Source organism: Arcicella rosea, assembly GCF_040543805.1.
Lineage (GTDB): Bacteria > Bacteroidota > Bacteroidia > Cytophagales > Spirosomataceae > Arcicella > Arcicella rosea.
Map to the genome: position 1 here is coordinate 92,264 of NZ_JBEUMS010000010.1, position 21,965 is coordinate 114,228.

A 21,965-nucleotide genomic window follows, 5' to 3' on the forward strand; every position below is an offset into this window, starting at 1 on the left:
ATCAAAAACAAAACCATGAAACAATTTCTTTCAATCTTAACAATTGTAGTATTAAGCTTGGTACAAACAGCTTATGCTCAAGTATCTAAAGATGAACAAACAGTCTTGCAATTATCCAAAGACAAATGGCAATGGATGGCAGATAAAGACGTTGACAAACTCAAAGAACTCTTTGATGCCAAGGCAAAATTTGTACACATGAGTGGTACTTGGAAAACAGACGAAGAACTCGAAATTATCAAAACTGGCAGTATTTGGTACAAAGAAGCCAAAGTTCATGATACTGCCATAGAAATGTCTGGTAAAACGGCGATTGTTTGGAATAGAATTACGCTCGATGCTGTCGTTAGAGGTAATGTAGCTGTAACCGAATTTACAGTAACAGAAGTCTATCAAAAACAAGGCAAAGCGTGGAAGATGTTAGCCTTGACCTTCAGTAGTGTTCGAGATACACATCAAATAAAAAAATAGAAAAAGTACAAATTATAATATATAAATTTATACTAACTTTATTTAACAAGTTTTTGCAAAAGAATAAAAAGACATGATTGGTTTTAGAAAAAATTATTTTCTGTTGTCAATAATAAGTATTCCATTACTTGTTACTGCTTGCGTTCCTAATAATAATTTATTAATCATCAAAGACCAAGGAAGCTTCGCTGTTGGTGGTTCTGTCATCAAAAATGAAGGTACGTTCGACCCCATCAAACGAACGCCAGAGGGACAAACTTATCATGGCGACCACGCTTACATTACTTATCAAATACCTGCAAAAGCACGAAAATTACCTTTGATTTTTTGGCATGGAATCGGGCAGTTTTCTAAAACGTGGGAAACAACGCCCGATGGTCGTGAAGGATTTAATAATATTTTTCTAAGAAGAGGATTTGGCGTCTATCTCATCGACCAACCTCGTCGAGGAAATGCAAGTAGAAGTACAGTGTCAGCTACAATTAATCCTATACCTGACGAGCAAACATGGTTCGGTACTTTTAGAGTAGGTATTGGTTATGAATATTTTCAAGGAGTACAGTTTGCAAAAGATGAAGAAACATTAAATCAATATTTTCGTCAGATGGTACCCAATATCGGAGGTTTTGATACAGAAGTTATAACCAATGCCACTTCAAAACTTTTTGATAAAATTGGAGAAGGAGTACTTGTAACACACTCTCATTCAGGAGGTTTTGGTTGGGCAACTGCGGTAAAAAACAGTAAAATTAAAGCAATCGCATCTTACGAGCCTGGTAGTGGTTTTCTATTTCCAGAAGGCGAAGTCCCTGCTCCTATCGAAAGCTCGGCTGGACCAGTTGCTGCAATTGGTCTACCAATGTCTGAATTTTTGAAACTCACCAAAATTCCGATTATCATTTATTATGGTGATTTCATTCCAGAAAAACCAGACCCCAATCCGGGTGCTGACGGCTGGAGAGCAAGAATGGCAATGGCAAGAAAATGGCGTGATACAGTAAATAAATATGGTGGTGATGTTCGGGTGGTTCACTTACCCGAAATAGGCATTAAAGGCAATACTCATTTTCCTTTTTCAGACTTGAACAATGTAGAAATTGCTGATTTGCTTTCTAAATGGCTAAAAGAAAAAGGATTAGACTGATTTTAAGCTTAATTCAATCTTTCGTATTACAAAAATTCAAAAGAATACTTCATTCTTACAAGAACTACTATTATTGTCGTTGGTGGGAATATATTGATGTTGGTCTAAAATTATCTTTAATTCATCTTCTTGTTCAAACACAAGGATATATTTGACGAAAATTTAGCTTTTCAAAATCCAAACGCAAGGCATCATTTGGTAGTAAAATAGAGTATTATTTAATATCTCAACCCGAACATGGAAACATCAAAAACAACTCATAGTCGTCGTTCATTTCTAAAAGCATCTGCCCTTTCAGGCGGTGGATTGATGCTAAGTATTGTTGGTTTTTCAAGTTTTAAAACGATTGGGTCAAAGAAAAACACAGTCTTACCTGTTGGTTGGAATGAACTCAATGGCTTTGTAAAAATTACTGCCGATAATGTCATCAAAATCATGTCGCCCAATCCCGAAGGAGGGCAAGGCGTAAAAACGTCAATGCCGATGATTGTGGCGGAAGAATTGGACGTTGATTTTTCTAAAATCATTATCGAACAAGCAGATTTAGATACCAAACATTTTACTCGACAATTTATTGGAGGAAGTCAGGCGATACATTTAAGCTGGCAACCGCTACGCTTGGCTGGTGCTACGGCTCGCCAAATGCTTAAGGAAGCTGCTGCCAAACAATGGAATGTTCCTGTGGATGAGATAAGTACTGAATCGGGTGTTTTGTATCATAAAAATTCAGGAAAATCAGCCAACTATGGAGAGATGGCAACTGCTGCGGCACAAATTCCTGTTCCGAAAGAGGTAAAGTTAAAAAGCATTCCAGATTTCAAAATTATAGGTAAAAGTCAAGGCAATGTTGATTTAACGAAAATCGTAACGGGCAAACCCTTATTCGGTATTGATACCCAAGTTAAGGGAATGCAAATCGCCATGATAGTGCATCCACCTGCTTTTGGTTTGAAATTTAAGTCGATACAAAACGAAGCTGTCATTAGCAAAATGAAGGGCGTTAAGGCTGTTTTCCCAATTAAAATTTTCAATGAAGGCTACGAAAAAACTTTTTTTGATACTACCACTTTCAACGAAGTAGTCGCAGTTGTCGGCAACAGTACTTGGGAAGTAATGCAAGCAAAAAAAGCCTTGAAAATAGATTGGCAACCCATAGAAAGTTATACCCAAAACCGTAATATGTTAGGTAGAAAAGTAGTTGAGAAAATTCCTGCTGGCTTAGAAGACACGATTGAACATAAAACTAAATTGGCTGAACGAATGGCTCAATCAGCTACAGTTCGTCGCAAAGATGGTGATGTAGAAACGGCTTTTAAAAGTGCCCCAAAAACCATAGAGCGTACTTATAACGCACCATATCTTGCACATAATTGCATGGAGCCTATGAATTTCTTTGCCCATGTGACGGATGAAAAAGCCGAACTTTCTGGTCCATTACAAAAGCCCGAATTTACAGAACAAGCCCTTTCGGCTCGTCTGGGAATGCCTTTAGAAAAAATTGATATTAAAATGACTCGTTTGGGCGGTGGTTTTGGTCGCCGTTCTTACGCCCATTGGTTGATAGAAGCCGCTTTGATTTCACAAAAAGTAAAAGCACCCGTAAAATTACTTTATACTCGTGAAGACGATATGACTTCGGGAATCTATCGCTCTACGTATTCAGCATATTTTCGGGCGGCATTAGATGCCGACAATAATCTAATCGCTTTTCATGTAAAAGCAGGTGGAACGCCCGAATCTCCTTTATATCCCAATCGTTTTCCTGCTGGTGCAGTCGATAATTATTTAGCAGAAGATTTTACGATTGATTCAAATATTACAGTGGGTTCGTACCGAGCACCACGTTCTAATTTTATGGCTGCTGCCGAACAATCATTTTTGGATGAAGTAGCCGAAGCAGCAGGAAAAGACCCAATTGCTTTTCGTTTAGCTTTATTGAATAGAGCCAAAGAAAAACCAGTAGGCAAAAACAATGAATATGAACCAGAACGTTTTGCTAAAGTATTAGAATTAGTCAAAGAAAAAGCCAATTGGGAAAGTATCAAAGCAACCAAAAAATTAGGCTTTTCGGCCTATTTCTGTCATGATTCTTATGCTGCTCATGTTCTTGATTTAGAAATAAAAGACGGCACGCCCGTTATCAATAAAGTATGGTGTGCAATTGACTGTGGCATTGTCATCAACCCAGACGCTGCCAAAAATATGGCTGAGGGTGGAATTGTGGATGCTCTTGGAGCAGCCATGTATGGAAAAATGACATTGACGAAAGGCGTTCCAGATGCGAATAATTTTCACAATTATCGTATGATTCGCCACAATGAAGCCCCCAAACAAATAGAAGTACATTTTGTAAAAAATACACTCGACCCTTCGGGTATGGGCGAACCTGCTTATCCGCCAGTGTATGCGGCTTTGGCAAATGCCTTATACAAAGCAACGGGCAAGCGTTTTTACAATCAACCTTTTAGCGACAACTTGTAAATTCTGAAGAAATTAGTATTTAAAAGCTATGTATTCATCAGAAAAATATTATTTTAAATGAGTTTATTTATATATCTTCATTCAGTTTTAAATAAAATTAATACAACATTATGGCAAAATATTCTCTAAAAATAAACGGGAAAACTCAACTAGTAGATGTTGACCCATCAACGCCAGTTCTTTGGGTTTTAAGAGATCATCTTAATATGCCGGGAACTAAATTTGGTTGCGGAATGGCAATGTGTGGTGCTTGTACTGTTCATTTGAATGGCACTGCTGTTCGTTCTTGTAGTTTGCCAGTATCGGCAGTGGGTAAACAAGCGATTACAACTATCGAGGGCTTATCTGCCAACGGAACTCACCCAGTACAAAAAGCTTGGATTGAACACGACGTGGCTCAATGTGGCTATTGTCAGGCTGGACAAATCATGAGTGCTACGGCTTTATTGAAAGAAAATCCAAATCCTTCCGATGAAGATATTGATAACTATATGAGCGGGAATATTTGTCGTTGTGGTACTTACTTGCGTATCAAAGAGGCGATTAAAGCTGCTGCAAAAAAGTAATTAACCTTAAACCTGATTGGAAATGGAAAATACAAATACACAAAATCGTCGTTCGTTTTTAAAGTCTTCCGTTCTTGCAGGCGGTGGATTAATGCTGAGTTTCAGTTGGCTCGCAAATGCTCAAACAGCCGACAAAATGGCTGCGATGAATTTGCCTGAACAATGGAATGAACTCAACGGCTACATTAAAATTACTCCTGATAATGTTATCAAAATTATTTGTCCAAACCCAGAATTTGGTCAGAATGTAATGACTTCGCTACCGATGATGGTGGCAGAGGAATTGGACGTAGATTGGAAGAATGTAGTCGTAGAAATGGGTCCACACGATAGCGTGAAATTAGGGGCACAATTTACTGGAGGAAGTAACTCAGTAAGAATGTACTGGAAGCCTTTGAGAAACGCAGGAGCATCAGCAAGACAAATGCTTATCGAAGCGGCGGCTCAAACGTGGGGCGTTCCTGCCAGTGAAATCACGACGAAAGCGGGTGTTCTATCACATTCAAGCGGTAAATCTGCAAAGTATGGTGAAATGACGAGCAAGGCGGCTACTATTCCCGTTCCGAAAGATGTGAAATTGAAAGCTCCAAAAGACTTTTCGATTGTAAGAAATTCAAAGAAAAATACTGAAGGATTAAAAGTAGTTACAGGTAAGCCACTCTTCGGAATTGATTATCATGTGGAAGGAATGCTGATTGCCATGATTCAGCATCCGCCAGCATTTGGGATGAAATTAAAATCTTTCGATGCTTCGCAAGCCTTAAAAATGTCGGGTATTAAAGATATTTTTAGCTTTAAATTATACGACGATGGTTTCGAACAAGCGGGTTTTGATACTCGTACTTTCAACGAAATGATTGCCATTGTAGGCAAATCTACTTGGGAAGTAATGAACGCTCGTAAAAAAATAAAAGTACAATGGGAAGCGGCTGGCGATATAAAAGAAACCATGATGGGACGAGGTGGCAAAAGAGAAGTGACCGTTCCGGGAAGATTAGAAACAACAAGTAGCCAAATGGAATTAATGGCTGAATACGCTAAAAAGCCCGCACAGCAATTAAGAAAAGATGGCGACCCAGAAACGGCTTTCAAAAATGCTGCTCAGATTATCGAACGTACTTATAATGCTCCGTTTTTAGCACATAACACCATGGAGCCAATGAATTTCTTTGCCCATGTTTCAGAAGGTAAGGCTTTGGTAGCTGGACCAATACAAGCACCCGGTTGGATGGAGCCTACGCTTTCAAAAATTTTGAATTTACCTGCTGATAAAATCGAAATTCAGATGACTCGTATGGGCGGTGGTTTTGGACGTAGAGCTTACGCACAATATGTATATGAGGCAGCTCGCATCTCTCAAAGATTAAAAGCACCGATAAAATTGATTTACACTCGTGAAGACGATATGAGTTATGGAATCTATCGCCCGATGTACACGGCTACTTATCGTGCGGCTTTAGATGCTAATAAAAATCTGATTGCGTTTCATGTAAAAGGCGGCGGTATTCCTGAAAACCCTATTCATGCTAATCGTTTCCCTGCTGGAGCTGTTGACAATTACTTAGCCGAAGGCTGGGAAATTCCTTCTAATATTACCATTGGTGCATTCCGTGCACCTCGTTCCAACTTTAATGCAGCCGCAGAACAATCTTTCTTGGATGAAGTAGCAGAAGCTATGGGCAAAGACCCAATCGCCTTCCGTCTTGATTTGTTGAAACGTGCTAAAGAAAATCCAGTAGGCAAAAACAATGAATATGACGCTGATAGATATGCAGGCGTATTGGAATTACTCAGAGAAAAATCTGGCTGGGGAAAACCAGAAAATAGTGGAAAAAAACGAGGTGTAGCCGCTTACTTCTGCCATGCTTCTTATGCAGGTCATGTAGTAGATATGGTGATTCGTGACGGTCAGCCTTATGTTGAAAGAGTAACCAGCGCCATAGATTGTGGCGTTGTTGTAAACCCTGATGCGGCAATCAATATGGTACAAGGTGCAGTAGTTGACGGCATTGGCAATTCATTTTATGGCGCTTTAACGCATAAAGACGGTGCGGCAGAACAAAGTAATTTCCATAATTACCGCATTATTCGTCATAATGAAGCTCCTAAAAAAATTGACGTACATTTTGTACAAAACGACATTGACCCAACTGGGCTTGGCGAACCTCCTTTCCCACCAGTATTTGGTGCAGTAGCGAATGCTTTGTATAAATCTACGGGCAAAAGGTATTACAATCAGCCATTTACTGTTGAAGGAACAAAATTGTAAGTCAATAATTAGCGAATGGACTAAAAGCTTATGATATTAAAATTAGTGCACATGAGCCATTCCAAATTTTACAATCATAAAAAAGCGGTCGAAATTAGTTTTTTGACCGTTTTTTTATTTAGCCTCTTCTACCGATATCTCGCCTTTGCGTGGCTATTTTATTTTGATTCTCTAAAATCTCTATTGTTGGATAAAATTCGGGATGACTGATGTTTTTAGCTATACTCCTCTATCAAAATCCAGAATACAATATTAAATAACATCTGGGTTGAGTTCACTCCACATATACATTGGATTTTTTTTTTGAAAAATAATTCTTTTTCAAAGGTTACAAAAATCATATCTGCTTTCTTTGGATAAAATGCTCTTTGAAGCAGATTTTTAATTGCTTTTGCTTAATCGTTTAATTATACATAAATCTGTTCATTAGGTTTATTTCCATAAAACAAACATTTAAAACAAATTATGAAAATACAATTAGCTTTTTTACCATTATTATTACTTTGTCTGATAAAAAATGTTGGGTATGCTCAAAATATCGTGTCGTATTCTGTTCCTAAAGAATTATACTATGCGGCTCATAATGATGATTTTACTGTAAGAGTACGCTCTATTGGAGGTAAATGGCAAGATTTATATGAATATAAAGTAAAAGTTGATGCTGATAATGTGCAAGAAGCTTCAATGGTTAATTTCGACTTTGCCAAGCCGATAGAACTAGCTATCACAAAAAACAATGGCGATATCCACTCTGTGAAAATTCGACCATTATCGCATGGAATCAAATCAACCCTTACAGACAATACGATTCATTTTGTTTTGAACAAGCCTGTTAATCTATCCGTTGAAGTAAATGGCGATAAATTACACAACCTGCATGTTTTTGCGAATCCAATCCTTGAAAATATTCCTAAAGCGACAGACAAAAATGTGATGTATTTCGGAGCAGGAACACATTTTCCGAAAGATTCAACAGGTAAAGCTTTTATTATTCCGAGTAATACAACCGTGTATATTGATGGCGGAGCAGTACTAAAAGGCAAATTGGTTTGTAATAAAGTAGAAAATGTAAAAATTTATGGCAGAGGTATTATTGATAACCCGCAACGTGGCATAGAAATCATGCACGCTAAAAACATTGAAGTAGATGGAATCGTTGTTCGCAATCCAGAACATTATACTGTTTATGGAGGTGAAAGTCAGGGAATTATTATCAAAAACATTAAGTCGTTTAGCCATAAAGGCTGGGGAGATGGCATTGATTTAATGAGTTGTTCGAACGTACTTATTGATGGTGTTTTTTTGCGTACTTCAGACGATTGCATTGCTATTTATGCTCATCGCTGGAATTTTTATGGAAATGCTAAAAATATCCTTGTAAAAAACTCAACTCTTTGGGCTGATATTGCCCATCCTACCAATATTGGGCTACATGGCAATGCCGAAAAAGGCTGGGCTGGCGATACTATAGAAAACGTTACTTTAAGAAATATCGACATCCTAGAACATGACGAAGACGACCGTAATTATCAAGGTTGTTTATCCATCAATGCAAGCGATAATAATCTTGTTCGCAATCTTCTCTATGAAGACATTCGCATAGAAAAATTTCAAGAAGGTCAGGTTTTTAATCTTAGAGTATATTTCAACGAAAAATATAGTGCAGCGGCTGGAAGAGGCATTCAACATGTAAAATTTAAGAATATTACTTATCAAGGAAATTTAGACAATCCTAGTTTACTTCAAGGCTTTAATGCGACGAGAAAAGTAGAAGATATTGTATTTGAAAATGTGAAAATAAATGGCAATCTCATCTTAAATCCAGTAGCAGGAAATATTGTAATAGGGCAACATGTTAAAGATGTTCAGTTTATAAAATCTGAAGTAAAGCGGTAATCTTTCATCTATTTGCATAATACGGCAATTTTAAATAACTGTATATCAATTACTTAAATTTATTGTAATTTTTTATTTAAAAAAATTGATTTTCCAAGGTTACAAAACAACTGTTGTACTTTCTTTATATTTAAAATAACTATTTAATGCCAATAGAGTGCGTTTGTAAGCATTCTATTTTTTATCAAAACTGGCTTAATCGTTTAAACATTCCATAATCTTTTTATATGTAGAAAAAACAAATGTATAACAACACAAAATAGCAGAATTGCTAGAGAAAGCGATGCTCATTAATCAACAATTGAATACGCCCTTGAAAAAGGGTGTCAGGGATTTTTTTGTCCAAAAAATTAAACAAAAGTGTATGAAAAACATGTTACAAATTAACAAAACATTTTCATCAGTCCTTAGGGTAAGTCTTTATCAGATTCCTTTGGCACTTACTTTGATGCTCACGAATGAAGCGAATGCTTTGGGAAACATCACAAAAGTAAATGACTCAAAAATTATTATATCATTAGCAGACCAGACTATTACGGGTAAAGTAGTAGATGCTGAAAAAGGCGAAGGACTTCCGGGAGTAAGTATTTCTATCAAAGGAAGTGCTAAAGGCGGAACGACAGATTCAAAAGGAAATTTTAGCATTAGCGTTCCTGATGAAAATGCAACTTTGGTCTTTTCGTTTATTGGTTATACTCGCCAAGAAGTAGTGGTGAATAAACGTACAGTAATCAACGTTAGCTTGGTTGCAGACATTCAGGCATTGGATGAGGTTGTTGTAGTAGGTTATGGTGAACGTAAAAAGGCTACTTTGACTGGTTCGGTAAGTAGTGTAGATGATAAGGTTTTAGCCAATCGTGGAGCAGTCGCAAATCCTCTATCGGCTTTGCAAGGACAAGTTCCGGGCGTTATCGTTACTCGTAGTTCTGCTGCTCCGGGGCAAGCAGGTTGGAATTTACAAATCAGAGGCGCTGCTTCTACTAATTATGCCGATCCATTAATCATTGTTGATGGCTCTCCCTTAATTAGCATGAATGCTTTGAATTCTATCAACCCCAATGATATTGATAATATTTCCTTTTTGAAAGATGCGGCAGCGGCTATTTATGGAGCAAGAGCAGCAGGTGGAGTTGTATTGATTACCACCAAACGTGCTAAATCTGGCAAACCTTCTATTCAGTATGATGTTTCAATGTCTGAACAAAGAATGGGTTTAAAACCATCATTTTTAGATGGTAGCAATTATGGACAATTGATGTATCAAGCTATTTCAAATGCTTCAACAGGTGGTGTACCAGATGAAAACTGGATTTGGACAAAATATGCAAAAGCATGGATGAATCGCCCTGCCAGCGGTTACATTGACAAAAATACGCCTGAATACATTGCAGGAGGCGAAACCATCGGTTTTACAGATGTAAAAGATTATACTTTTTTTGATACAAACCCAATTGATATTTTATGGGGAAAAGGCAGAGCGATGTCTCAGCAACATAACTTAAGTTTATCGGCAAGAACTGATTTAATGGGTTATCGCCTTTCATTGGGCTATATGAACGAAGGAAGTATGTTGGAATGGGGACAAAACTCTAATAAACGCTATAATATTCGTTTTGCCTTCGACTATAAATTTTCGGAAAAATTAAAACTAACCACTAATATTTCTCTTGAACAAAACGATTTAGTTATTCCGAGCCGCCAATCTGAAATCAATGTTGGTTCACAACCGGGTTTCCCAGTTGCAACTGTTAGTGGTAAACCTTATGCTTGGGGTACTCAGAATGCGAGAAACTGGTTGTTGGAATTAGGCGGTGAAGACAAACAGTTTAACAACCGTATTTATGTTAATTCAAAATTAGAGTTAAATCTCTTGAAACACTTGAATTTAATTGGAACGGTTGGTTACAACTGGGCAAATACAGACTTCAAAAAACAGTATAAATACATTACAGGAATTTATAATTATACGGAGTCTTATCAATATCAAGATAATCCTACTCAAGCACAATCTTACTATTCAGAAGCAGCCATCAGAGATGCTTATTTTAATAGTAATGTTTACCTAGAATATCAAAACAAATTTGCCAATAAACATAATCTAGCCATCACAGCCGGTGGTAATTATGAAAAAGATGAGTTTGGTTATTTCGGAAGTCAAACAAATTATCAGGCAAGTAACGATGTCCCTTCTTTAGGACTTGGTTTAGGAGATAATACGACAAAAACAAATTTCCAGAACCGTAACCATTGGGCTATTGCTTCAGGATTTAGTCGTTTGAATTATGATTTTGACGATAAGTATTTATTAGAAATCATTGCCCGTTATGACGGTTCATCAAAATTTGACCCAAGTAATCGTTGGAAGTTTTATTCAGGAGTATCAGCCGGTTGGAGAATTGGACAAGAAGAATTCATGAAAAAATTAGGCTTTGTGAATGAATTAAAATTAAGAGGTTCTTACGGAAATGTTGGTAATCAAACAGGTATTGGTTTGTACGATTATCTTCAATTAATTGGTTTAGGCGCTGGTGGTCCTATTTTAGGAGGTTATACTTCTCGTTCAGTTACTGCTGGAGCATCGGGAACTTTGGTAAGTCTTGACCGCACTTGGGAAAAAGTAGAAAATACCAACATCGCATTAGATTATGCCGTATTGAATAATCGCCTATTTGGTTCATTTGAATACTATTGGAAACAGAACAATAATATGCTTTTACCACAGACTTACAGTTCTGTATTAGGAGCAACAGCACCAACCGCCAATATTGGTAAATTAAGAGTTTGGGGTTGGGAAACATCTATTGGCTGGAGAGATAAAATCGGAGATTTATCATATCATGTAAGTGGAACATTGAGCGATAATGATAATAAACTAATCAATTATGGCGGAGCAAATATTGTTGTGGCAGGTCAACAAACAATTGAAGGCTATCCTTTAGGTTCATACTTTGGCTACAAATACGCTGGAAGAATCCAGACGACAGACCAAGCTGCTGAATACGCTAAATTAGTGCCGGGTAGCAATGTCGGAAACATGCCAAGTGCTACGCAAATGATTAGAGGACTCAATATGTTTACAGATATTAATGGCGATGGTAAATTAACCAATGCTGGTGCCGACCAGTACTTATTGGGTAAAAAAGATGCCAATGGTAATCCTATTGCAGATGGAGATGTGGTGTTTTTAGGAAGAAGTGATGCTCGTTATGTTTTTGGTTTAAACATGGGAGCAGAATGGAAAGGCTTTGATTTTTCAGCAGTATTTCAAGGAGTAGGTAAAAGAAATGTTTATCGCCGCTCTGACTGGAGTGCTCCTTTCCAAAACATTTTCCAAGCACATGCTACTTGGTGGATAGGTAAAACTTGGACACCAGAAAATCCTGATGCTGAATTACCCATTTTAACAACAGCAACCAATAAAGGTTTTGGTTCATATACTGCTTACAATTACCAAATTTCAGATTGGTCTATTCAAGATGGTAGCTACGTTCGTTTGAAAAACTTAGTTGTTGGTTATACGCTTCCGCAAAGTATTACAAGAAAGGCTAAAGTTGAAAAAGTAAGAGTGTATTTCTCTGGAAACGACCTTTGGGAATTCACAAAAGTACAAGACAATTGGGATCCAGAACAAACAAACAGTATTAGCGTAGGAGCTCAACGTTATCCGTTTTATAGATTATACACTTTAGGAGCAAACATTACTTTCTAACTAACATTGGATACGTTTTTAATATTAAAACAAATTACTGAAATGAAAAAGAATTCAATTACATATATCACTACATGGCTTGGAATGATGTTTATCGTCATCTCGCTAGGTTGTCAGAATGCCTTAGATTTAAAACCACTTGATCAAGTTTCAGATGCAAATTTCTGGAATGATGCCACCAAGTTTAAATTGGCAGCCAATAATTTTTATGGCTATTTACGCACTTTCGGCAATAATAATGGAGATGGACATTTAGGAACAGATTTAGGTCCAGACAGAGGTGCATTAGCTAGAGGAACAAATACTGTAGTTTCAAACGATAATAATTATAACGATGCTTATAAATGGATAAGATCTATTAATTATATGTTGGCAAAAGCGGCAGTATATCCCAAACCTCAGGAAATTAAAACCTTTGTGGCTGAAGCAAAGTTTTTCAGAGGATACGTTTATTTTGACAAATTACTTACTTCTTATGGTGGTGTAATTTTGGTAAAAGATGTATTAGATGTGGACTCTCCAGAATTGAAAGCAACTAGAAGTACAAGAGATGAAACAATCGATTTTATCATTAAAGACTTAGAAGAAGCCATTGTTGATTTACCGATTGAAAATACGATTTTAGCAGGAGACAAAGGTAGAATCAGCAAAGGGGCAGCCCAGGCTTTTTTAGGAAGAGTAGCTTTGTATGAAGGTACTTGGCAGAAATTCAGAGGAAATATCACAAGAGCCAACACATTGTTAGATAAAGCCATTAGTAATTCTGAGGCAGTTATTAGCAGTGCCCAATATTCATTGTTTAAGCCTGTTGCCTTGGGTGATTCAGCCTTGAAGTATCTATTTATTTTAGAAAATCAAAAATCGAATCCAGCAGGTGTTACCAAAGCGGCAAATCAAGAGTATATTTTAGGTGTCCGTTATGAATCAAATAATTTGCTTAGAACAATCCCCGGTTCAATTTCTTTTTACAGTTTAGGGCCAGATTTGAGTCGTACAATGGCAGATATGTATTTATCAAGCGACGGTTTGCCAATTGATAAAACCAAAATGCCTTTTAGTAGACAAAAATTAGACGCTGAATATAAAAATAGAGATAATCGAATGAGTAATTTCATGATGATTCCGGGTCGTCCTTATTGGCAAAATGCAGTCAATTATCACATCAATTGGGACTGGGGTCCTGCTGATATGATGAATGCCCGAATTCATGACCCTTGGAATGGTGACGTAACTGGCTATAACGGACAACAGTGGTCGGCAGAAAGACAAGTGCCTAATAATCAAGAAGGTTACGACTATCCTGTAATTCGTTTGGCAGAAGTATATTTGAATTATGCAGAAGCTGTTTTTGAACGAAGCGGTTCAATCAGTGATAATGATTTGAATAAATCCTTGAACTTGGTACGTACTCGAATCAATAAAAATATGCCCGTATTAAGTAATGCTTTAGTCAACAATAATGGTTTGTCGATGAGAGAAGAAATTCGCAGAGAAAGAGCTGTAGAATTACAAGGCGAAAACTTTAGAATGGACGATTTAAAACGTTGGTATATCGCACATATCGAACTTACCAAACCATCATTAGGTGTTCGTTGGAAAGGAACAGAATTTGAAACAAAATACACTAAGACACCGCCTCCATTAACCGCCGAAGGTGATGTAATCGCTGACCCAGTGAAAGAAAGAAAGTTTAGCGAGAAAAATTACTTAATTCCAATTCCAACTAACCAGATGCAACTCAACCCTAATTTGACGCAAAACCCTGGTTGGTAATCGCCTACCACTCAATTATTATCTGAATATGGGGTGAGCCTAAATCACTCCATATTCTAAAACTCACAATAAGGAATTTTTTCAGCCACATTTCCGCTACTTTTTGCTATAAGTAGTATTAAATCATGATGATAAACAACTACTATTTCTTTTAAAAGATGATGATCCAAGCATTTTTTAAACAATCATATCTCTAAAAAACATAACGATGAAAAAGAATTATTCGAATTTTATATTTGGATTATTGCTAATTTTCTTTGGCTTTCAGCAACAGATATTAGCCCAAAAAACATTTGTGCATCCGGGTATTCCATTTACTCAATCTGATTTGAATCAGTTGAAAGTCAATATTACCCAAGAACCTTGGCTAACAGGTTATAATGCGCTAAGAAATGATTATCGCTCTCAACTTTCTTTCTCCATGAGAGGGCCATTCGCAACCGTTACCAGAGCTCCCGATTTGAATAATAACGCATGGAAAATAGACATGGTTGCTATTCACAATCTTACTTTTATGTATGTTTTTACGGGCGATGCCGCTTATGCTGCCAAAGCTACCCAAATATTAGATGCTTGGGCTGTTACCAATACTACTTGGGGTGGTGGCGAAAACATGCTTGATATTGGTGATTATGCACCATACTTTATCACAGCTGCTGATATTCTAAAAAGCACTTATCCGGGTTGGACAGCCGACAATACTGCACATGTCAATAATTATTTTGCGAATGTACTCTATCCAGCTTCTTGGGTTCCTAATCCACTAAGAGATTGTAATAAAGGTGCGATTCAACTACAAATTGCATTGGGTATTGCAGCCTTTTTAAATGATGAAGTAAAGTGGAATCAAGCCCTTGAAGCTTATCGTATGGAAGCTGGAGCGGGTTTACGTAACAGTATTCCTTCTGGTCAGGTGGGTGATACAGGTAGAGATGACCACTGGTTTGGGCAAGCTTGGGCATTGGCTTGGGATGCTGAAGTAGCATTTAAACAAGGCGATGATATGTTTGCCGAAATGAATAATCGCTTATTAGCAATTGGTGAGTTATATAATCATTATGCCATTGACCCTACTGGATTAACCTTCACTCCTTATGGTGGATATTCTGTTTATTGGACAGGAGGCTGGGGAATAGCGACTGGTTCTCGTAAGCAACACCCATTCAATAATATTATTCAAGGAGCTTACTCGGTTCGTAAAGGAATTCCTACTCCTTATACCGACCAGATGAGAAGCTTGGTTGGCGAAGGAGCATGGTCATTTTTATATTTAAAATCATCGGATAATTCAACGGCAACAACCATGACTCCGATTGTATATCCTTCTGAAAGTGCTGTCCCTACAAGCTATTTTAGCAATACAGATATTGGCGTGACTGGCATTAAAGGAAATGTTACGACCAACGCAGGAACTTGGACAGCAAAAGGGGCAGGTTCATCTCCTGCCAATAATAGCAATTTTACTTTTAAACCAGTAAAAGGTGATGTTGCCATTGTGGCTAAAATTGAGAATAATTCAATTAGCGGTGCAGTTTCAGGATTAATGATTCGTGAATCGTTATCAACTACATCCAACTATGTATCTATCAATTTTAACCCACCGGGTACAATCAACGTAAGTGGTTTGGGAGCAACTGCTGCCAATAGCGGTTATACTCATTACAGCACAAGTTCATCATGGTGGTTGAAATTAGAACGAGTTGGGAACAGAGTATTTGCCTATCATTCACACGATGGAATCACTTGGACAAATATCGCTTTGTTTATCATTCCACTACCTACTGATGCTTATATTGGTTTCTATACAGCATCAAGAAATACTTCAGCTTTAAATACAGCAACGTTTACAAATGTAGCGGTTAATAATACTTTTGCTGTTGGTTCACCTGAAATCAATAGTGTTACTTCGGCAATGGCAACTGTTGGAACTGCCTTCAATTTTAATGTTACCGCTACAGGAACACCAACAGCTTTTGCGGCTACAGGTTTACCTGCTGGATTAAGTATTGATGCTGCTACTGGTGTGATTTCGGGAACACCCACTACTGTTGGTAAAAATGTGGTTCTTTTAGAAGCAACCAATGCTAATGGAGCAGGAAAAGCAGCTTTAGTAATTGATGTTTTAAGTAATCAAACGCCGATTGCCATCAATAATTTAGCGGTAAGCTCTACGAGTTCTGCTATCAAACTTACATGGACGGCAACCGATAATGCTACTAGCTATTCGGTAAAACGTTCTTTAACAGCTGGTGGTCCTTACACTACAATTCAAACGGACATTACCGCTACTTCATTTACAGACCCATCGCCAGCCTATGAAGTAAATAATTATTATGTAGTAACGGCTTTGATTGGAACAAACGAAAGTGCATTATCAAACGAAGTTTTTGGTAACGTTCCACCTGCTGTGCCAACCAACGTTGCAGCGACAAACCAAAATGGACAAGTAAATTTGACTTGGGATATTGCTGACGGAGCATCAACGTATAAAATAAAGCGTGCAACAACTAGTGGTGGTCCTTATACAGAAATTGCTTCGGTTTCTACCAATGTCTATGCTGATAATAACGTTACGAATGGAACGGCATATTACTATGTAATTTCTTCTAAAGGAACTACTTTAGAAAGTGCTATTTCAGCAGAAGTATTCGGAAATCCGGGTACAAACAGTGTAACTTGGAATACAACACCAACAAGTAATGTATTCAGTGTTGCTACTAACTGGCTAGAAAATGTTGTGCCAATCAATCCTGCCATTTTAACTTTCAAGAGTACAGAAACCAGTACCTTGAACAATGATTTAACTGGATTGGTAGCGTCAAGAATTCTCTTTGCAGACAATGCCATGAATTATACCATTGCTGGAAATGGCATTACTTTAAAGAGTGATTTGGTGAATAATTCTTCACAAGCACAAATATTATCAACGCCAATTGTTTTAGACGGACAGTTAAATGTAAATGCCAAAAACAATAGCATAGAACTTAATGGCGTAGTGAGTGGCTCAGGCAGTTTACTGAAAACAGGGACTTCGGCTCTTGTAATGTCTGGAGCAAATACATATACAGGTAATACTCTTATTCGTGGAACAAGAGGTTATGCTTGGGGTTCTACCGACGGCATTCAGGTTTTGGGTATCGGAACAGGAACTTCTGGCTCTCCTACCGCTGGCCCTTTAGGTACTGGTAAAATCATCCTTGAAGGTGGTGCTTTATATACTGGGACTAATACCGCAACTGCCACTTTATACAACGATATTGAAGTAACTGCTGGAAACACTGGTTATTTTTATGAACGTCAGGGTCATTTAAATTTGTATGGACGACTCTTGGGTAATGGTACTTTCATCAATGATGGTTCTGACAATTACGCTACCATTAGCCTTTACGGAAATAACAGCAGTTTTACAGGAACATTCATCACTAAATTACGAAGTGGAAATCACCGAATGGCATTTATGGTGCCAGAATCTGGCAGTGCAAACGCTGCTTGGCTTTTGGATGCAGTTGGTGTAGATTGTCACAGAATTATGTATAGCTCAGGTGCGCTTGAATTCGGTTCATTGTCTGGTAGAGGGGGTATTCGTTGTAATGTTGCTGGAACTCCGATTATCAGAATTGGCGCTTTGAATACAAATACCAACTTTAGTGGTACAATCGCTAATGCAGCAGGAACATTATCCGTTGAAAAAGTAGGAACAGGTACTTTAACTTTCTCTGGAAATAGTACTTTTGGAGGAACAACGACTGTATTAAACGGAACATTTCTACTGAATAACAGTGGTTCAACAGGGACATACAACAGTCCAATTGTTGTCCAAAACGGCTCATTGGGTGGAAATGGAAAAAGTACAAATTCAGTAACAATTGGTACTGGAGCTACATTTGTACCAGGAACTGACGGAACAATTGGTACTTTTACCACAACGGGACTTCTTACTTTAAACAGCAATGCTGTTTACAAGGTTGACATCAATAACCAAGCTGTTACTGCTGATAAAGTTGTTGTTGCTAATGCTCAATTAAATCAAGCTAAATTATTGGTCAATAATATTGTTTCAGGTGAATTGCCTTTAGGCTCAACTTTAACTATTCTGGACAATACAGGCACAAATGCCATAACAGGAACATTCCAATATTTACCAGAAATGGCTTTGGTAAACGTGGGTGGCTATAATTTCAGAATTACTTATATCGGTGGAACAGGTAACGATATTCAGTTATTAGATGACCGTACCATGCCAGTAGTCATTACCAGTGCAATTGCTGATACGACATTGATTGGACGACCATTTACTTATGCCATCACAGGAATTAAATCTCCAAATAGTTTTACAGCTACAGCACTTCCTGCGGGTTTAAGTATTGATACTAATACTGGAGTAATAACTGGAACACCAACAGAGTATGGCATTTTCCCTATTACTTTAACCGCTTCTAATGGTAGTACAACGGGTAACATTTTACTTACTTTAACCGTTCAAAGTACCACAGTAAGTGGTGTTATGGTGGCATCTGGTGATGCTAAAAACATTATAGAATGGCAGGCTATTCAGGATTTTAGTTACAAAATTAAGCGTTCCAATTCTTCTGGTGGTCCTTTTACTACGATTGGAACTAGCACAAGTACGAAATTTACCGATAGTAATGTTAGTAATGGAAATAGCTATTATTATGTAGTTTCTTCGGTAGATAATTTGGGCGAAAATCCTAATAGCAACGAAGTAGTAGCCACACCCAATGTTGGACAAATTACCTATTTGAAGTTTGATGAATCACATGGTACACGTTTAATCGACAATTGGGGTGCAAATCATGGTTCATTGGCGAGTGCAGCAAGTCGTAGCACTGGAAAATACGGACAAACCCTTAAACTGGATGGAACAGCCAATGCTTATGCAACGCTTCCAACAAACATCGTGAGTACTTTGTCTGATTTTACCATATCGTCATGGGTAAAAATGGATGCTTTAGCCAACTGGATGCGTGTTTTTGATTTTGGAACAGGCACAGCTAAATATCTGTTTTTCTCGGTTCAAACTGGAACTGCAGGTTCTGTACGATACGCTATTAAAAACGGAGGAACTGAACAAGGCATTACTTATAATTTTGCCACTCCACTTAACACTTGGACGCATTTTGCCATTACTCAATCAGGCAATACTTGTCGTTTATATATTAATGGTGCTTTAGTGACAACCAGTACTAGTATCACTATCAAACCTTCAAATATAGGAAGTACAAACCTCAATTACTTGGGTAAATCTCAATGGAATGACCCTATGTTTAAAGGTTCAATTGATGAATTCAAGATTTATAGCAGAGCATTAAGTGCTACTGAAATTGTGGAAAGTGCTAAACTAAGTCAAACCATAGCGATGAATTCGGTAGTTCAAAAAGAAATGGGTGACGCTGATTTTTCTCCCGCTACTGCTACTTCTGGACTTCCTATTACTTACAGCAGTTCAGATAATTCAGTGGCAAGTATTGTGGATGGAAAAGTACATATTCTTGGTGCAGGCACAACAACCATTACGGCTTCGCAAGCTGGCAATACTGATTACAGACCAGCTCCTACACAAACGCAAGTATTAACTGTTGTGAAAAAAAATCAGACAATTACTTTTGCCGAAATCGAAACAAAAACCATTGGCGATGCTGATTTTTCACCTGCTACAGCAACATCTGGTTTGGCTGTTTTATACACTAGTGCTGATTCTACAGTAGCCACAATTATAAATGGCAAAGTACACATTGTTGGTGCAGGAACAACCACGATTAAGGCTACACAAGCTGGAAATACGATTTATCTTCCTGCCCCAGAAGTTTCTCAAACGCTGACGGTTTTAAAGATTGTACAGAATATTACTTTCAATTCATTATCAGATAAATATGTGGGCGATGCCGATTTCGATGCCGAAGCTACTTCTAGTTCAAGTTTGGCGGTTTCTTATACAAGTTCAAATCCTGATGTTGCAACAATTGTAAATGGCAAAGTACATATTATTGGTGCAGGAACAAGTACGATAACAGCTTCACAAACTGGAAATGCGATGTATTTACCTGCACCGACGGTAGTTCAAAATTTAACGGTTTTAAAGAAATCCCAAAACATTACTTTCGCCAATATTCCGAATAAGATTTTAGGCGATGCTGATTTTGATGCTGGGGCAGTAGCTAGTTCAAATTTGACAGTTTCATATTCAAGCTCAAACCCCGTTGTTGCTACGATTATTGATGGAAAAATTCATTTAGTTGGAACAGGTACTTGTTTAATTACGGCTTCACAAACTGGAAATGAAATGTATCTTCCTGCGGATTCTATCAGTAAAACCCTAACAGTTATCTCAACCTTGAAAGTAAAATATCAAGACGGTGATAATAATTTGACGAACAACCAAATCAAGCCAAATCTTGTGATTTTCAATGAAAGTTCAACCACAATTCCTTATAATGAATTGACAATTAGATATTGGTTGACAGCAGAAAATTATGCAGGAATCAGTACTTGGGTAGATTATGCCGAACTAGGAAACAGCAAAGTAAAAATGAAATATGTTGCTTTGCCAAATCCAAGAAATGGTGCTTATGGTTATGTTGAGTATGGCTTTGAATCGACTACGGGAAATTTATTGGCTGGTGCAAATTCAGGAGTAATTCAGTCGAGATTAGCGAATACCAATTGGACAAGTTTAAGTGAAGCCGACGATTATTCGCACAGCAATTCAAGTACTTATGCTTATAACGAACACATCACAATGTATCGTAATGGCGTATTGGTTTGGGGAGTTGAACCTGCAACGGTTACTCCATTGGTGAATTTAAAAGTTTATACTGAAACAAAGACGAATCAGACCACAAGTAACACCATCAGTACTTATCTGAAAATCAATAATGAAGGAAATGTTGCTATCAATTATGGCGATGTGAAAGTAAGATACTGGTTTACCAAAGAAGGAACGCCTTCGCTGAATTATTACTTGGATTATGCCGCTTTGGGAAATGCAAACATTGAATATCAGTTTGTAACATTAAATCCTGCTAAAACAGGTGCGAATACCTATTTGGAACTAGGCGTAAAAACAAATTTGGGCACTTTTTATCCTTCAAGTTCTACGGGTAATATTCAGTATAGAATCACCAAAACAGATTGGTCGAATTTCAATTTAGCCGACGATTATTCGTATAACAGCAATAAGCAAATGGCTCTGAACGATAAAGTAACGGTTTATTATCAAGGACAATTGATTTATGGAACAGAACCTACAGCCCTTGCAAATGCTAGAATGGCGGTAGTTGACGAAGAATCATCTGCTGTTTTAGAAGCCACAATGTTAGGCAATCCGATTACGGGAGATAGAGCGGAAGTTGACATTAGAGGAACACAAGGCTTGGCAACAACAATTACCTTGTTTAACCTTAATGGTACTGAAGTTTTCAACCAAACACTAGAAAAACCGAATGATACTGAACGATTTACATTCCAAACTAATCAGTTAAGTGCTGGCGTGTATCTATTGAAAATTGTTGCTGGCAATAAGTATTGTACGGTAAAAGTCATAAAATAATGAAACCTCATCAATCCAACGAACAAATACAAGTACTCATGTATAATGACGGATTGTAACATCTATACATTTGTTTGTACAGACAGCTC

The 21,965-nt window shown here is 37.6% G+C and carries 9 protein-coding genes; all 9 read left to right on the forward strand.

Going from position 1 to position 21,965, the window contains the following annotated elements; translation table 11 throughout:
- Positions 1-15: 15 nt before the first annotated feature.
- Positions 16-471, forward strand: coding sequence for a nuclear transport factor 2 family protein (locus ABID42_RS14295; RefSeq protein WP_367284225.1), 456 nt, complete (start codon positions 16-18; stop codon positions 469-471).
- Positions 472-574: 103 nt separating this feature from the next.
- Complete coding sequence (locus ABID42_RS14300) at positions 575-1,615, forward strand: alpha/beta hydrolase (RefSeq protein ID WP_367284226.1); 1,041 nt, start codon at positions 575-577, stop codon at positions 1,613-1,615.
- Between the two features lie 237 nt (positions 1,616-1,852).
- Positions 1,853-4,096: a xanthine dehydrogenase family protein molybdopterin-binding subunit gene (locus ABID42_RS14305; protein WP_367284227.1), complete on the forward strand. Its 2,244-nt coding sequence runs from the start codon at positions 1,853-1,855 to the stop codon at positions 4,094-4,096.
- 110 nt (positions 4,097-4,206) lie between these two features.
- Positions 4,207-4,662, forward strand: a complete 456-nt coding sequence (locus ABID42_RS14310; protein WP_367284228.1) for a (2Fe-2S)-binding protein — start codon at positions 4,207-4,209, stop codon at positions 4,660-4,662.
- A gap of 22 nt (positions 4,663-4,684) precedes the next feature.
- Entirely contained in the window at positions 4,685-6,931 is a 2,247-nt protein-coding gene (locus ABID42_RS14315; protein ID WP_367284229.1) for a xanthine dehydrogenase family protein molybdopterin-binding subunit, read from the forward strand.
- Between the two features lie 465 nt (positions 6,932-7,396).
- Positions 7,397-8,827, forward strand: coding sequence for a glycosyl hydrolase family 28 protein (locus ABID42_RS14320; protein ID WP_367284230.1), 1,431 nt, complete (start codon positions 7,397-7,399; stop codon positions 8,825-8,827).
- 373 nt (positions 8,828-9,200) lie between these two features.
- On the forward strand, positions 9,201-12,536 hold the full coding sequence (locus tag ABID42_RS14325; RefSeq protein WP_367284231.1) for a SusC/RagA family TonB-linked outer membrane protein: 3,336 nt from the start codon (positions 9,201-9,203) through the stop codon (positions 12,534-12,536).
- 42 nt (positions 12,537-12,578) lie between these two features.
- A complete protein-coding gene (locus tag ABID42_RS14330; protein WP_367284232.1) occupies positions 12,579-14,309 on the forward strand; it encodes a RagB/SusD family nutrient uptake outer membrane protein in 1,731 nt (576 codons plus the stop codon).
- A 208-nt stretch (positions 14,310-14,517) separates the two neighbouring features.
- A complete protein-coding gene (locus tag ABID42_RS14335) occupies positions 14,518-21,876 on the forward strand; it encodes a cellulose binding domain-containing protein (protein WP_367284233.1) in 7,359 nt (2,452 codons plus the stop codon).
- Positions 21,877-21,965 lie beyond the last annotated feature (89 nt).

What these genes read in the sequence shown, in the direction of transcription:
- ABID42_RS14325 (WP_367284231.1), top strand. Translation starts at nt 9,201, where the DNA reads ATGTTACAAATTAACAAAACATTTTCATCAGTCCTTAGGGTAAGTCTT.
- ABID42_RS14305 (WP_367284227.1), top strand. Translation starts at nt 1,853, where the DNA reads ATGGAAACATCAAAAACAACTCATAGTCGTCGTTCATTTCTAAAAGCA.
- ABID42_RS14295 (WP_367284225.1), top strand. Translation starts at nt 16, where the DNA reads ATGAAACAATTTCTTTCAATCTTAACAATTGTAGTATTAAGCTTGGTA.
- ABID42_RS14330 (WP_367284232.1), top strand. Translation starts at nt 12,579, where the DNA reads ATGAAAAAGAATTCAATTACATATATCACTACATGGCTTGGAATGATG.
- ABID42_RS14335 (WP_367284233.1), top strand. Translation starts at nt 14,518, where the DNA reads ATGAAAAAGAATTATTCGAATTTTATATTTGGATTATTGCTAATTTTC.
- ABID42_RS14320 (WP_367284230.1), top strand. Translation starts at nt 7,397, where the DNA reads ATGAAAATACAATTAGCTTTTTTACCATTATTATTACTTTGTCTGATA.
- ABID42_RS14310 (WP_367284228.1), top strand. Translation starts at nt 4,207, where the DNA reads ATGGCAAAATATTCTCTAAAAATAAACGGGAAAACTCAACTAGTAGAT.
- ABID42_RS14315 (WP_367284229.1), top strand. Translation starts at nt 4,685, where the DNA reads ATGGAAAATACAAATACACAAAATCGTCGTTCGTTTTTAAAGTCTTCC.